Genomic DNA, 13690 nt, shown 5'->3' with positions numbered 1-13690 from the left:
CATATTTGCCTCGCGTGGGCCGCCCGTCCTTTCGAGTTTGTCAGGGAAAAGTGGAATCCGGTTTTTCTGATCAGACAAACGAAAACAAAGGAACGATGAGTCTGTCTGGTTTAATCTGAACCTGACAGACTCTCGGAAAGCGGACCAACCTGCGATCAGCGCAGGCGCTTTGCCGCTGGCTCTGGCACCAGTTCGCCCTCAAGGCGACGATCCAGATAATCTTCGCATTCAGCCATCAAATTATCGACCTGGCCTGCGAAAAAGTGGTTGGCACCGGGCATGGTCTTTTGTGTAATCAGAATGCCCTTCTGGGTCTTGAGCTTGTCCACCAGACCCTGAACGTCTTTTTCTGGAGCAACCTTATCGGCATCGCCGTGAATAATCAGGCCAGATGACGGGCAGGGGGCGAGGAAGGCAAAATCATAAGTGTTTGGCTGGGGAGCCACCGAGATAAAGCCTTCAATTTCCGGGCGGCGCATCAAGAGCTGCATGCCGATCCACGAGCCGAAGGAATAACCCGCCACCCAACAGCTTTTCGAATCAGGATGCAGGCTCTGCACCCAGTCGAGTGCCGATGCGGCATCAGACAATTCGCCCGCACCGTGGTCAAACTCGCCCTGGCTGCGACCAATGCCGCGAAAATTGAAGCGGAGTGTCGTAAAACCGCGCTTCTGGAACATGTAGAACAACTGATAGACAATCTGGTTGTTCATTGTGCCGCCAAATTGCGGATGCGGATGCAGGATGATCGCAATCGGTGCGCTCTTTTCCTTGGAGGGCTGATAGCGGCCTTCGAGCCGACCTGCTGGTCCGTTAAAGATGACTTCGGGCATAGATACTCCGGTCTTGCGTGTCTTTTTTTCGCGTATAGGCCCACGTGCATCCGTTAGATGACTTGACGGGGACAGTCAGCTTTTCTAAAACGCAGTTTAGAACCATTCGAAATTTTATGACTCAACGACGTTGTTGGATTGTGTCATAGGACAAGCTTGGTAAGAAATTCAAGAAAAATGCACTTTTCGTGGCTGAAGAGGCCGTGATTGCGACAAATAAACGGGAAGCCGAACAAGAAGATGGCAATTGAGCGCATCTATATGGATTGGAATGCCACGGCTCCGCTGCTTGAAGCGGCGCGAGATGCCATGCTTTCTGCCATGGCCATGCCGGGCAATCCGTCTTCGGTGCATAGCGAAGGCCGCGCTGCGCGCTCGGTGGTCGAAAAAGCACGCCGTCAGGTGGCCGCGCTTGTTGGGGCTGCTGCCCAGAATGTCGTGTTTACCTCCTGCGCGACTGAGGCCGCCAATATGGTTCTGACGCCGCGCTTTAAAATGGGGCGTTCCGCTTTGCCTATTGGCAGGCTTTATGTGTCGGCCATCGAGCATCCTGCCGTGAGAATGGGTGGTCGTTTTGACAGTGTTGTTGAAATTCCCGTCCTGTCCAGCGGTATCGTAAATGTTGCAGCGCTGGAAGCAATGTTGGCCGATCATGCGCCTGAGCTCGGTTTGCCGATGGTTGCTGTCATGCTGGCCAACAACGAAACAGGCGTTGTTCAGCCGGTTGCCGAGATTGCCGCGCTGGTTCATGCCAAAGGTGGTGTTTTGGTGGTGGATGCCGTGCAGGCGGCAGGTCGCATCCCTGTTGATATGGACGCTTTGGATGCGGATTTTCTCATTATCTCCGCGCACAAGCTTGGCGGCCCCAAAGGGGCAGGTGCGCTGATTGCGCGTGGCGAAATGCTGATGCCCGAGCCTTTGATCCGTGGCGGTGGACATGAAAAGGGTCATCGTGGTGGTACTGAAAACCTCAGCGCTATCGCAGGTTTTGGTGCGGCTGCCGACTATGCGACAAATGACTTGATAAATCGCAATTTAGGGATCAAAACCTTGCGCGATCAAATGGAAGCAGGCATGCGCAGGGCGGCGAATGATCTGGTGATCCATGGTGAGAGTGTTGAGCGTATTGGCAACACAACATTTTTCACGCTGCCGGGCCTGAAAGCCGAGACAGGGCAGATTGCCTTTGATCTGGAGGGTGTGGCGCTTTCTGCGGGGGCGGCCTGTTCGTCTGGCAAAGTAGGGCAAAGCCATGTTTTGACGGCCATGGGGCTGGATGCGGGTGTTGGCGGCTTGCGGATCTCTATAGGTCCAGCCACGACGCAAGCGGATGTCGAGAAGGTGGTGGCGGTATTTGCGAAAATTGCCGCGCGCCGCCAGCACTCCGGCCAAGCCGTGTAAAGTTTCGAAATGTCTGTGCGATGTCACAATTGCGCAAACACAAATAACAAGAACAAGGGTGAAATCTTCGCCCTCAATACCTACATTGAAGCGGAACCCCGCTTTCAACGTTGACAAGCTGCCGGACCTTGGACCCGGCGAGATTGGAGAACGCGAATGGCTGCCGTACAGGAAACGATCGATCAGGTCCGCCAGATCGACGTAGATCAGTACAAATATGGTTTTGAAACCATGATCGAAGTCGACAAGGCCCCCAAAGGCCTGTCGGAAGATATTGTCCGCTTTATTTCCGCAAAGAAGAACGAGCCGGAATGGATGCTGCAATGGCGCCTCGACGCCTATCAGCGTTGGCTGACCATGGAAGAACCCACATGGGCGCGCGTTGATTATCCGAAGATCGACTTCAACGACATTTATTACTATGCCGCGCCGAAAAGCTCGTCCGGGCCAAAGTCTCTCGATGAAGTCGATCCAGAGCTTTTGAAGGTCTATGAAAAGCTTGGCATTCCATTGAGCGAGCAGGAAATTCTAGCGGGCGTTGAAAAGCCGAAGATTGCTGTGGATGCGGTGTTTGACTCGGTGTCCGTTGTGACCACGTTCAAGGAAGAGCTGAAAAAGGCCGGCGTGATCTTCATGTCGATCTCTGAAGCCGTGCGCGAACATCCAGAGCTGGTGAAGAAATACCTCGGCTCGGTTGTGCCGGTCACCGACAATTATTATGCTACGCTGAATTCGGCGGTGTTTACCGATGGATCGTTCGTGTTCATCCCCAAGGGTGTGCGTTGCCCGATGGAGCTGTCCACCTACTTCCGCATCAACGAGAAAAACACCGGTCAGTTTGAACGTACGCTGATCATTGCCGAAGAGGGCGCGTACGTCTCTTATTTGGAAGGCTGCACAGCCCCGCAGCGTGATGAAAACCAGCTGCACGCCGCCGTGGTTGAGCTTGTGGCGCTGGATGATGCCGAAATCAAATATTCAACCGTCCAGAACTGGTATCCGGGCGACAAGGAAGGCAAGGGCGGCATCTACAATTTCGTCACCAAGCGTGGCGATTGCCGTGGCAAAAACTCCAAGATTTCCTGGACTCAAGTTGAGACCGGCTCTGCCATCACCTGGAAATATCCGTCTTGCATCCTGCGGGGTGATGGTTCGCGCGGCGAGTTCTATTCGATTGCCGTGTCCAACGGTCACCAGCAGGTCGATTCTGGCACCAAGATGATTCATCTGGGCAAGAACACATCGAGCCGCATCATCTCCAAGGGGATTTCGGCAGGCTTTTCCAACAACACCTATCGCGGTCAGGTTTCGGCCCATCGCAAGGCGGAAAATGCCCGTAACTTTACCCAGTGCGACAGCTTGCTGATTGGTGATAAGTGCGGTGCGCATACCGTGCCGTATATTGAGGCCAAGAACTCTTCGGCACAGTTCGAGCATGAGGCAACAACGTCAAAAATCTCGGAAGACCAGTTGTTTTACTGCTTGCAGCGCGGCATTCCAGAAGAAGCGGCTATCGCCCTGATCGTCAACGGCTTTGTGCGCGACGTTATTCAGGAATTGCCCATGGAATTTGCCGTGGAAGCGCAAAAGCTGATTGGCATCAGCCTTGAGGGCTCGGTCGGCTAAGGGCTGACCGCGCATCCCAGCATCCATTTCTGCGCAAAAGCGCACAACACCGTTCGTCCGATAGGATATAGAAAATGCTTGAGATCAAAAACCTGCACGCCCGTATTGCCGAAGACGGCACAGAAATCATCCGTGGCCTGAACCTGACCGTAAAGGCCGGTGAAGTGGCGGCTATCATGGGGCCAAACGGCTCTGGCAAGTCCACGCTGTCCTACATTCTGTCGGGCCGCGAAGACTATGAAGTGACGGAAGGTGACATCCTTTATAATGGCGAGAGCATTCTGGAGCTGGACCCAGCCGAGCGCGCCGCCAAGGGTATTTTCCTGGCCTTCCAATATCCGGTTGAAATTCCGGGTGTTGCCACCATGCAGTTTCTGAAAGTGGCGATGAATGAACAGCGCAAGGCACGCGGCGAGGCTGAACTGACCACGCCGGACTTTATCCGTCTGGTTAAGGAAGCGGCGGCCGAGTTGAAGATCAACCCGGATATGCTGAAGCGCCCGCTCAATGTTGGCTTTTCCGGTGGTGAGAAGAAGCGCGCAGAAATTCTGCAAATGGCGCTTTTGGCTCCACAGCTTTGCATTCTGGATGAGACCGACTCCGGCCTCGACATTGATGCGCTGAAGATAGTGGCGGACGGCGTGAATGCGCTGAAATCGCCTGATCGTGCCACAATCGTGATTACTCACTATCAGCGCCTTTTGGATTACATTGTGCCCGATACGGTGCACGTTCTCTACAAGGGCCAGATTATCAAGACCGGCGATAAGAGCCTGGCGCTGGATCTGGAAGCAAACGGTTATGCTGATATCATTGGCGAAGCGGCCTGATTGGTCGGGAGAGGGAGTGTTATTATGAACATTCAAGCTGCCAACCGGTCTACACCGGCTGAAGCTGCGCTCAATGAATTCTATGCAGCACATATCGGCGATTTGCCGGGCGATGGTGCCGTATTGGGCAAGCGCGATATCCTGTTTGATGATTTGAAAAAGGCCGGTCTGCCAACGCGCCGTATTGAGGCGTGGCATTATACAGACCTGAAAACCTTGCTGCGGGCGCTGCCTGATGCTGAAGCGTCGGTGGTGTCTAAAGCGATCTCCCCACTTGTCGAGGCGGGCCGGGTGTTTGAGCTTCGTCAGGGTGTAAGCCATGACGTTTCGGCGATAGAAGGCGTCAGCGTTTCGTCTTATGCTGAAGCCCTGCGGGATGGATCGGCAGCGCCTGAATTGGTTGCCTTGTCGAATGACGATGCCATTGGCCGGATCAACGGTAGCTTTGTGCGCGACGGCTATGTTTTGGCAGTGGCAGACGATGCTGACATTGAAAAGTCCATCGAGATTCAGGCGGGTCACGGCGGTGGCCATGTTCACACTCGTATCCCCGCTCGTTTTGGTGCCAACTCCAAAGCGACCATTATCGAGCGCCACCGCAACGCCGGTGATACGGCGGGCTTTATCTCGACCGTTAGCGATTTGACCTTGGGCGATGGTGCAGAGATCACCTGGGTGATTGTGCAGCAGCAAGGCTTGTCGGATACGCATCTTGCCCAGATCAAGGTGTCGCTTGGCAAAAATGCCAAGCTGAAGCTGTTTTTCATCAACGCTGGCGGCAAGCTGGTGCGGCAGGAAATTCATGTGAAAACGGCCGGCGAAGGTTCGGATTTCATGCTGCGCGGCGTCAATCTTCTGGCTGGCGAAAGCCACACTGATGTGACCATGACACTCGCCCATGATGTGCCAAACACTACATCGACGGAAACAATCCGCAGCGTGGTGTATGATCGCGCCCGTGGCGTGTTTCAGGGCCAGATCCGGGTTGCTCCGGATGCGCAGAAAACTGATGCCCGCATGGCCTGCAACACGCTGCTGATGTCGGACGATGCCGAGTTTTCCGTCAAGCCAGAGCTGGAAATCTTTGCGGATGACGTGCAATGCGCGCATGGCGCAACGGTTGCCGATATTGACCACAACCATCTCTATTATTTGATGGCCCGTGGCATTCCGCAAAAGCCTGCGCGTGGCCTTTTGGTCAAGGCATTTGTGGCCGAGGTTGCCGAGGAACTCGAAGATGAGGCGCTAACGGAAGCCCTTGAAGGGGTGATTTCCGATTGGCTGGAAACCCATGGCTGACCATCTCGCATCCGGTAGCACCTATGACGTTGCAAAAGTGCGACAGGATTTTCCCATCCTGTCGCGCATGGTGCATGGCAATAAGCCTCTGGTTTACCTCGATAATGGTGCTTCGGCGCAAAAACCGCAGAGCGTGATTGACGCCATCACCCATGCCTATTCCAACGAATATGCCAATGTTCATCGCGGCCTGCATTTTCTCTCCAATGCTGCCACGGATGCCTATGAAGCAGCGCGCGAGAAAGTGCGGCGGTTCTTGAATGCTGGCTCAGTGGATGAAGTGGTGTTCACCAAGTCGTCCACAGAAGCTATCAACACGGTGGCCTATGGCTATGGCATGAAGGAAATCGGCGAAGGTGATGAAATCGTTCTCACCATCATGGAACACCATTCCAACATTGTGCCATGGCATTTTCTGCGTGAGCGCAAGGGTGCCAAGCTGGTGTGGGTGCCGGTCGATGATGATGGCGCGTTTCACATTGAAGCGTTTGAGAAGAGCCTCACTGAGCGCACCAAGCTGATTGCTATCACCCATATGTCCAACGCCCTTGGCACGGTGGTTCCGGTCAAGGAAGTGTGCCGCATTGCCAAAGAGCGCGGTATTCCGGTGCTGATTGATGGCAGTCAGGGTGCCGTGCATATGCCGGTAGATGTGCGCGATATTGATTGTGACTGGTACGTGATGACCGGCCACAAGCTCTATGGCCCATCGGGCATTGGTGTGCTCTATGGCAAGATGGATCGTCTGCGCCAGATGCAGCCATTTATGGGCGGCGGCGAAATGATTGTTGATGTCACACAAGACAATGTGACTTATAATGAGCCACCGCATCGGTTTGAGGCGGGTACGCCGCCTATCGTGCAGGCAATCGGTCTTGGCCATGCGCTGGATTACATGGAAAGCCTTGGCCGTGAAGCCATTGCCGCCCATGAAGCGGATTTGACGGCCTATGCTCACCAACGGTTGTCGGCGATCAATTCGCTTCGCATCATTGGCAATGCGCCCGGCAAGGGAGCCATTTTCTCCTTTGAACTTCAGGGCATACATGCGCATGATGTGTCAACGATCATTGATCGGCGCGGTGTGGCTGTGCGGGCTGGCACTCATTGTGCGCAACCGCTTCTGACACGTTTTGGTGTAACTTCGACCTGCCGTGCATCCTTTGCGCTTTACAACACCCGCGAAGAAGTTGATGCCTTGGCGGATGCGCTGGACTATGCAAAAGGCTTCTTTGCCTGAGGATAAGATGATGACGGTAAGTGAAAACCAGGAAAAGCCAGATGTTCGTGAGGGCATCGTTCATACCTCTCTTGCGCCCGAAGAAGTGGCGCGCCTGTCCGATGACATCATCTCGGCATTGAAAACCGTGTATGATCCTGAAATTCCAGCGGATATTTTCGAGCTTGGGCTGATCTACAAGATCGATATCGAAGATGACCGCATGGTGAAAATCATGATGACGCTAACAGCACCCGGCTGCCCTGTTGCTGGCGAAATGCCCGGCTGGGTCGAAAATGCTGTCGGCTCGGTTGAGGGTGTTTCGGGCGTGAATGTCGAAATGACTTTTGATCCACCATGGACTCCAGATCGCATGTCGGAAGAGGCACAAGTGGCGGTTGGCTGGTATTAAGCTGCGCTGCTTGTTTGTGGGCATTTCCGACATTACATCTTGATGATCGAAGCACCGGACCTTGACCCCGGTTGTGAGAAGGAGACAAGACAATGGGCTTTGCAGTGATGACCATGACCGACGCGGCGGCAAACCGCGTGAAGGAAATCGTCGAAAATTCCGGTCCGGACGCCAAAGGCATTCGCGTTGGCATTAAAAAGGGTGGTTGTGCCGGGATGGAATATACCATCGATTTGGTGCGCGAACCCAATGCCAAGGATGACCTGATTGAGCATGATGGCGCGAAAGTGTGGCTGGAGCCAGCCGCTGTGCTCTATCTGCTTGGCACGCAAATTGACTTTGAAACCACAACATTGCGCTCAGGCTTCACCTTTCACAATCCCAACCAGACCTCGGCCTGTGGCTGCGGTGAATCTGTGGAGTTGAAGGCCGCTGATCTGGCAGAGCTTGCCAAGCAGCGCGCACAGGCAACAGCCTGAATTTACGCCCACATTTGGCGGGCGGCGAGGGCCAAAGAGACCAAGCCGAAACCGATCAGCAAAATTGCCGTACCCTTGGAAATCCAGGCGGTGAAATGGTCCGGCAATTTTTTATGCATCCAGCGCACCGCTCCGCAGAGCATAAAGCACCACGACAATGAGCCCAAAAACACGCCAGCAACCAGAAAGAATGGGCTGGTGCCTCCGGTGTCTGCCAGTCCTGCCCCCGCAAACAGAGCCACAAATCCGAAGAGTGTTGCTGGGTTGGTGATGGTCAACAGGAAGGTTGACAGGGTAACCCTTGCAATGTCGCTGGCAACATCGCCTGTCTTTACAGCGCGTATGGGTCTTGGTTTGAGCGTTTGAATGCCGATGATCAGGATCAGCAAGCCGCCAAACAATTTCAACGGCAGTGAGATTTCACGCAAAATATCCTGCATGGCGGCAAAGCCCGCAGCGGCGGCAATGGCAAACAGCGTGTCTCCGAGTGCGCCGCCGATTCCCGTTGCGACCCCTTGCCAAAAGCCGCGCTCAATCGTGCGGTTGATGCAGAGGGTGCCAATGGGCCCAACAGGAGCCGCCACAGCGATACCCAGTAAAAAGCCCTTGGCCAGCAAAATAAACAGCATTCCAGTCTCCGTCACGCGGGAACCTCCCCGGTGACTGTGAACGCAAATCATCAATCCTGCGGGCCTTGTTATGGCGTGTTGCCATCATCATTATGGGTCGATAGCAGACAAGAACAGGAATCGCAATTTTTACCGGGGCTGTTGGCGAACGATCATCGCTGCTTTCGTCTTGTTGCCATCCTGCCATCATGATGTTCGCCTCTTATAGGGGGCGTTAAACCTGATAGATGAAGGTGTCCTTCATGCTGCGAATGTGAGAGAGGCATATTGAAAAATACGGCATTTGTATTGGCTATTCTGTGGGCCGTTTCGCCAGGCTCTGCATATTCTGCATCCCTTGCTGATGGCTGCACCGATGAAACCTTTTCGGACGCAAGCTATCGCGTCTGCCGATTTGATCCGTCACAGCAAACCATCCGAATCTATGATAGAGCGCCCGGTGGCGAAGCCTTTGGTGGGTTCTATCCGCTGATAACCCAGCTTTGGGCAGAGCGTCATACGCTGTTGTTTGCCACAAATGGCGGCATGTATGAACCTGATCTCAGTCCAGTTGGCCTGTTTGTCAGCTATGGCATAGTCCGCAAGCCAGCGCGCACAGAAGATGGTTGGGGCAATTTTTTCTTGAAGCCCAATGGTGTTTTTTATGTCAAAGGGGGCGAGGCTGGCGTGCTGGAAACGCAAAGCTACCTGACAAAATCAATCGAGCCAGACTTTGCCACCCAATCCGGCCCCATGCTGGTGATTGATGGGATGATCCATCCGAAATTTCTAGCGGACAGCGATAGCCTCAAAATTCGCAACGGAGTGGGCGTGGATCGCAACAAACAGGTTGTCTTTGTCATGAGCAATCAGCCGGTGCGATTCTATGATATGGCCGCATTTTTTCGCGATTCACTGGATACACCGAATGCGCTGTTTCTGGATGGCACCATATCGAGCCTTGCCGAACCGACAGAGGGACGTATCGATCACGCCCATCCTTTGGGGCCGATTATTGCCGTGATTGGCACTGTGCCCCATTGAGCCTCACTGAAAAGGCGCATTTCTTGGCGGCAGTGGTGCGACATCGATATGATCTGGTTCCAGGCCAGCTTTCTCACGCTCCACCATCATCTCAAATGCGCACTCCAGATGGCGGGTGAAGCGCTCGGTGTCAAACAGCGGTGCGACAAAGCGATTATCGGCTATTTTCTGCCAAATGGCTTCGAGACGCGCACGGTCTTGTGCAAGGGAGGCAGCAAGATCAACCAGATGGTCAGCGTCGTTTGCCACGAGTTCAGGTACACCAAGTGCTGTCAGCAGGCTCTCAGACACCCGCGAGGCGAAATTGCTGCCTTTGAAGGTGATCACCGGCAATCCGGCCCAGAGCTTGTCTGATGTCGTGGTGTGGCCGTTATAGGGATAGGTATCAAGCCCGAGGTCTGCCGCTTGCAGTCTGGCAATGTGGTCGCTGTAGATGGCGGTATCGGCAAAAAACAAGCGGTCTGGCGCAATGCCGTTTTTTCCCATGAAATCAATCAGGTTGGATTGTCGCGACTGACCTTCGCACAGAATCCACAGAACTGAATCAGGAATAGTTGCCATCACCCGCGCCCACAATTGCGCGGTAAAGGGTGAAATCTTGCGTGCGGCATTGAAGGATGCCAGCACAAAAGCATCCTCTGGCAAACCAAGGGAGGCGCGTGATGCAGCCGGGACCAGCAGCCGGTGGCGGTTATCATTGGCCTGATAGCATTCCGGCAGGCGGCACAGTTTTTCGTGGTAATAGGGGCGGGCGCTATCCGGCGTCACAATCGGATCGGAAATGATGTAATCGCAATCAATGCCATAGGCCGAGCCCGGAAAGCCAAGGTAAGCCGCCTGCAAAGGCGCAAGCCCTCTATTGATCAGATCCACGCGGACATCCTTGGTGTGGCCTTTTAAATCCACCAGAATATCGAGATCGAAACTGCGGATGTAGGCGCAGGCCGCATCGTCATCCATATCTGTGATGACATGCAGATTGGGGTAGGTTTGACGCATGCCGCGATCGGTGGCAACGATGGGCGCTTCGGTGTGGCAAAAGAGATGTATGTCAAACCGGGTCGGATCGTGGGAAAGCAGAACCGACTGAAACAGTCGCATCGTCGGATGCTGATCCGAATAATCGGCAGAGAGATAACCGACCTTAATTTTTTCGCCATGCTGGTGCGGCATGGCCCGTCTTTGCTGTTTTGAAACAGGCGTGAAAGGGGTGCCAGCGGCCATTCGGGTCTGCTGGCTGTTGATTGCTTCGTCTCCGCACCACAACAGATGCTCATAAGGATCATCAACCGCGAAAAATTCGGCATTGCCGGATGCTATCCCATTCATCACAGCCGCATCGCTCAACGGAATATCAACAAGAGCGAGCTGATCGCGCAACAGACGCCTGAGAGTATTTTGCACCTCAACGGAGAAGGGACCGCTGGCGGCGGCAGCCTTTGCGGTCTCCAGTGCACGGTCATTGTCTTTGGCCTGTTGAAACAGCCTTGCTGCCATCAACAGAAACATGGATTTATTGTCCGGCAAAGCTTCCGCCGCGCGCATGTACAGCTCGGCGGCCTGTATTTTCTGATCCAGTTTTGCATGGCATTGTGCAGCAACAAGCAGAATATTGCCGTCCAGCACCCGATTTTTCAAAAGCGGTGCCAGCAGACGGAGGCATTTGGTGAGATTGCCGGCTTTATAGGCTTGAAGCGCCTGCACAAAACTGTTGGAAGGGGCCATGTTTCAAAGTGCCGATTTAGGGTAGGCGCGCTCGAGACCGCCGGAGCGGACCAGCCCGTCACGAAAGGCCTGATAGGCGGCATGTTGACTGGAGCGCGCCATTTCCATCAGGCGAATTTGCAACCGTCCAGGGGCGTTGTTTCCAAGCCATTCACCACAACGCCCGAGCTTGAGCGAGTTCAAAAAGCGCGATTGTGCAGCATTTTCCAGATATACAAATAGGCCTTCCGTCAGGCACTCGTCCTGAGCGGGATTTTCCAGCAGAAGTTTCAGAAATTCAATGTCGTCGTCGCCCAGTGTCGAGAGTTTTGCAGCAACGGTTTCGCGATCTGGAAAGTTGGCTGTGGGCATGACGATCTCCTGCTTTTTGTTCAAGCTGCTGTCTTTATATGATCTATTGCGTTTATACAGCTCACGCTTGAGCCGAGCTTGTCATTTTGCCCGGAATGAATGGTTTTGTTCGCGGCGGCCGGGCAGCGACATGCAAATGATCCGGCGGCAAGCCTTGCGATGCGCGCTCAATCATCATGCGAAAGGCGTCCTCCACATGGCGCGCACTTCTTTCGCTGTCAAACAAAGGTGCCATAAAACGATTATCGTGGATTTTCTGTCGGATTGTCAGCAGCGCGTTGCGATTTTGGCTCAAATCTACGGCGATGTTGATGAAATCCTCGTCGTCCTTGGCAACCAGTTCAGGAATGCCCAGCGCTTTGAGAAGGCTTTCTGAAACACGGGAGGCGAAATTGGTGCCTTTCTTGGTGAGAACCGGCAGACCGGCCCATAGCGCATCCGATGTGGTGGTATGGCCATTGTACGGGAAGGTGTCGAGGCCAAGATCTGCCGCAGGCATGCGGGCGATGTGATCATTATACGTGGCTTTGGAGGCAAGGATGATTCGTGCCGGGTCCACACCCGCATGAGCAACGCTTTCGAGAAAATTGCGGTTGCTCTCTTCGCGCTCGCCCATCATCCATAGCAGGCTGTTTCCGGTTCTTTTCAGGATCTCCATCCATAAATCGAATGTTTCCGGCGTGATCTTGCGGATCGTATTGCTGGAGTTGAAAATGAATTTATCCGCGGGCAAACCGAGATGAGCGCGCGGCGTTGGCGGCAACAGTGACCGATTGATATTGTCGTTCGGCTGATAGCTCTCCGGCAGGAGGCAGAATTTTTCGTGATAGTATGGAGCGCTCGTTGGCGGCGTTACAATGGCATCGGACAAAATATAATCACAATCAATGCCGTTGCCGGAGCCGGGAAAACCAATATAGGCCACCTGAATGGGCGCAGGGCCGCTGTTGACCAGATCAATCCATGCGCCAAGAGTATGCCCCTTCAAGTCGACAAGGATATCAATATTGTGGGCGCGGATGAGATCATGTGCCTCTTGGGTCGAAAGATGGCCGATTTGCACGATCCTTGAAGCATGTCTTTGCCGAAATCGGCCATCGGCAGCAATCAAAGCGTCAGAGGTGAAACAAAAGAAAGTGAATTCCACAGCCGCGCTGTCGTGATAATCAAACATGCCCTGCATCAGGATTGTTGTGGCATGGCAATCGGAAAGGTCGTTCGAGAGATAGCCGATCCGCGGCTTTTCGCCAAAAATATGGGGTCTCGCTCGGCGTTTTGCCCGGCTGTCTTCGGTGAAGGGCGTTGCGTTTTGCATCTGCGTCACGGCTTGGTTCAGCGCTTCATCGCCGCACCAGGCAATGTGATTAAGCAGGGTTTCCGAGCCCATTGCAATTTCGTCGTTTCTTTGAAGACCCTCGCGTTGTCTGGCATCGGATTGGCGCAGCTCTTCAATGTTCAGCCAATGGTGGATAAAGTGGCGGTAAACATGCGCCGCTTCTTTGTCGCGCGGATCTATGCGATGGAGTTCACGGGCGACCAGAAAAGCCTGCCAGGTGTCTCCGGCTTGGCGCAGCAAGGCGAGCGCAAGCGACAAAAGCAGCGCGGGTTGTGCTCCAGGCTCTTTTGCTGCCGCCACAAAGCACTGGGCGGCCTCGGCATTTCGCTCCAGCTTGGTGTAGCTTTGTCCCAGCATCAGCAGGCCTTGCAACGGCAGTGGTTTCGCTTGCAGGCAGCGTTCGAGAATGGCGACAGCGGCCTCGAAATCCTTTGCTGTATAATGTGCTATTGCTGCTTTCAGAGAATTTGTCATATCGGTACCAGACCCGGATTCCAATCGGCTGATAACTGGCGACTGAAGCTAGC

The 13690-nt window shown here is 54.1% G+C and carries 13 protein-coding genes; 8 read left to right on the top strand and 5 right to left on the bottom strand.

Going from position 1 to position 13690, the window contains the following annotated elements; all coding sequences use genetic code 11:
* Positions 1-155 precede the first annotated feature (155 nt).
* Positions 156-833 (bottom strand): alpha/beta hydrolase, encoded by a 678-nt coding sequence (locus E6C51_RS04430; RefSeq protein ID WP_146929663.1) that lies wholly within the window; start codon positions 831-833, stop codon positions 156-158.
* A 240-nt stretch (positions 834-1073) separates the two neighbouring features.
* Between E6C51_RS04430 and E6C51_RS04425 the strand changes: the two genes are divergently transcribed.
* The 7 genes from E6C51_RS04425 to sufA all read left to right on the top strand — a co-directional run bounded on the left by E6C51_RS04425 (position 1074) and on the right by sufA (position 8099).
* Entirely contained in the window at positions 1074-2234 is a 1161-nt protein-coding gene (locus tag E6C51_RS04425; RefSeq protein ID WP_190235178.1) for a cysteine desulfurase family protein, read from the top strand.
* Positions 2235-2390: 156 nt separating this feature from the next.
* The gene (gene sufB, locus E6C51_RS04420; protein WP_190235177.1) at positions 2391-3860 is read left to right on the top strand and encodes a Fe-S cluster assembly protein SufB; all 1470 of its coding nucleotides are present in this window, start codon (positions 2391-2393) and stop codon (positions 3858-3860) included.
* Positions 3861-3934: 74 nt separating this feature from the next.
* On the top strand, positions 3935-4690 hold the full coding sequence (sufC, locus tag E6C51_RS04415; RefSeq protein WP_146929671.1) for a Fe-S cluster assembly ATPase SufC: 756 nt from the start codon (positions 3935-3937) through the stop codon (positions 4688-4690).
* A 24-nt stretch (positions 4691-4714) separates the two neighbouring features.
* Entirely contained in the window at positions 4715-5989 is a 1275-nt protein-coding gene (sufD, locus tag E6C51_RS04410; RefSeq protein ID WP_190235176.1) for a Fe-S cluster assembly protein SufD, read from the top strand.
* A complete protein-coding gene (locus tag E6C51_RS04405; protein ID WP_190235175.1) occupies positions 5982-7229 on the top strand; it encodes a cysteine desulfurase in 1248 nt (415 codons plus the stop codon). The genes sufD and E6C51_RS04405 overlap by 8 nt, the downstream gene beginning before the upstream one ends.
* A gap of 10 nt (positions 7230-7239) precedes the next feature.
* Positions 7240-7620 (top strand): SUF system Fe-S cluster assembly protein, encoded by a 381-nt coding sequence (locus E6C51_RS04400; RefSeq protein ID WP_146929680.1) that lies wholly within the window; start codon positions 7240-7242, stop codon positions 7618-7620.
* 92 nt (positions 7621-7712) lie between these two features.
* Positions 7713-8099, top strand: coding sequence for a Fe-S cluster assembly scaffold SufA (gene sufA, locus E6C51_RS04395; protein WP_190235174.1), 387 nt, complete (start codon positions 7713-7715; stop codon positions 8097-8099).
* A 2-nt stretch (positions 8100-8101) separates the two neighbouring features.
* Here sufA and E6C51_RS04390 read toward each other — a convergent pair whose 3' ends face one another.
* Positions 8102-8743, bottom strand: coding sequence for a LysE family translocator (locus E6C51_RS04390; protein WP_330999747.1), 642 nt, complete (start codon positions 8741-8743; stop codon positions 8102-8104).
* Between the two features lie 252 nt (positions 8744-8995).
* Here E6C51_RS04390 and E6C51_RS04385 point away from each other — a divergent pair, with 252 nt between their 5' ends.
* Positions 8996-9751, top strand: a complete 756-nt coding sequence (locus E6C51_RS04385) for a phosphodiester glycosidase family protein (RefSeq protein ID WP_230987061.1) — start codon at positions 8996-8998, stop codon at positions 9749-9751.
* A 3-nt stretch (positions 9752-9754) separates the two neighbouring features.
* Here the strand turns inward: E6C51_RS04385 and E6C51_RS04380 are convergent, their stop codons facing one another.
* The 3 genes from E6C51_RS04380 to E6C51_RS04370 all read right to left on the bottom strand — a co-directional run bounded on the left by E6C51_RS04380 (position 9755) and on the right by E6C51_RS04370 (position 13637).
* Positions 9755-11476, bottom strand: coding sequence for an O-linked N-acetylglucosamine transferase, SPINDLY family protein (locus tag E6C51_RS04380; protein ID WP_190235173.1), 1722 nt, complete (start codon positions 11474-11476; stop codon positions 9755-9757).
* Positions 11477-11479: 3 nt separating this feature from the next.
* Positions 11480-11827 carry a hypothetical protein gene (locus E6C51_RS04375; RefSeq protein WP_190235172.1) on the bottom strand — a complete coding sequence of 116 codons (348 nt, stop codon included), beginning with the start codon at positions 11825-11827 and terminating at the stop codon, positions 11480-11482.
* A gap of 61 nt (positions 11828-11888) precedes the next feature.
* Positions 11889-13637, bottom strand: coding sequence for an O-linked N-acetylglucosamine transferase, SPINDLY family protein (locus E6C51_RS04370; RefSeq protein ID WP_190235171.1), 1749 nt, complete (start codon positions 13635-13637; stop codon positions 11889-11891).
* Positions 13638-13690: the final 53 nt, after the last annotated feature.

Source organism: Gillisella terrae, assembly GCF_004801395.1.
GTDB classification, from domain to species: domain Bacteria; phylum Pseudomonadota; class Alphaproteobacteria; order Rhizobiales; family Rhizobiaceae; genus Allorhizobium; species Allorhizobium terrae.
The sequence above is the reverse complement of the archived record's forward strand: the minus strand, read 5'-3'. Positions and strand labels throughout refer to the sequence as shown.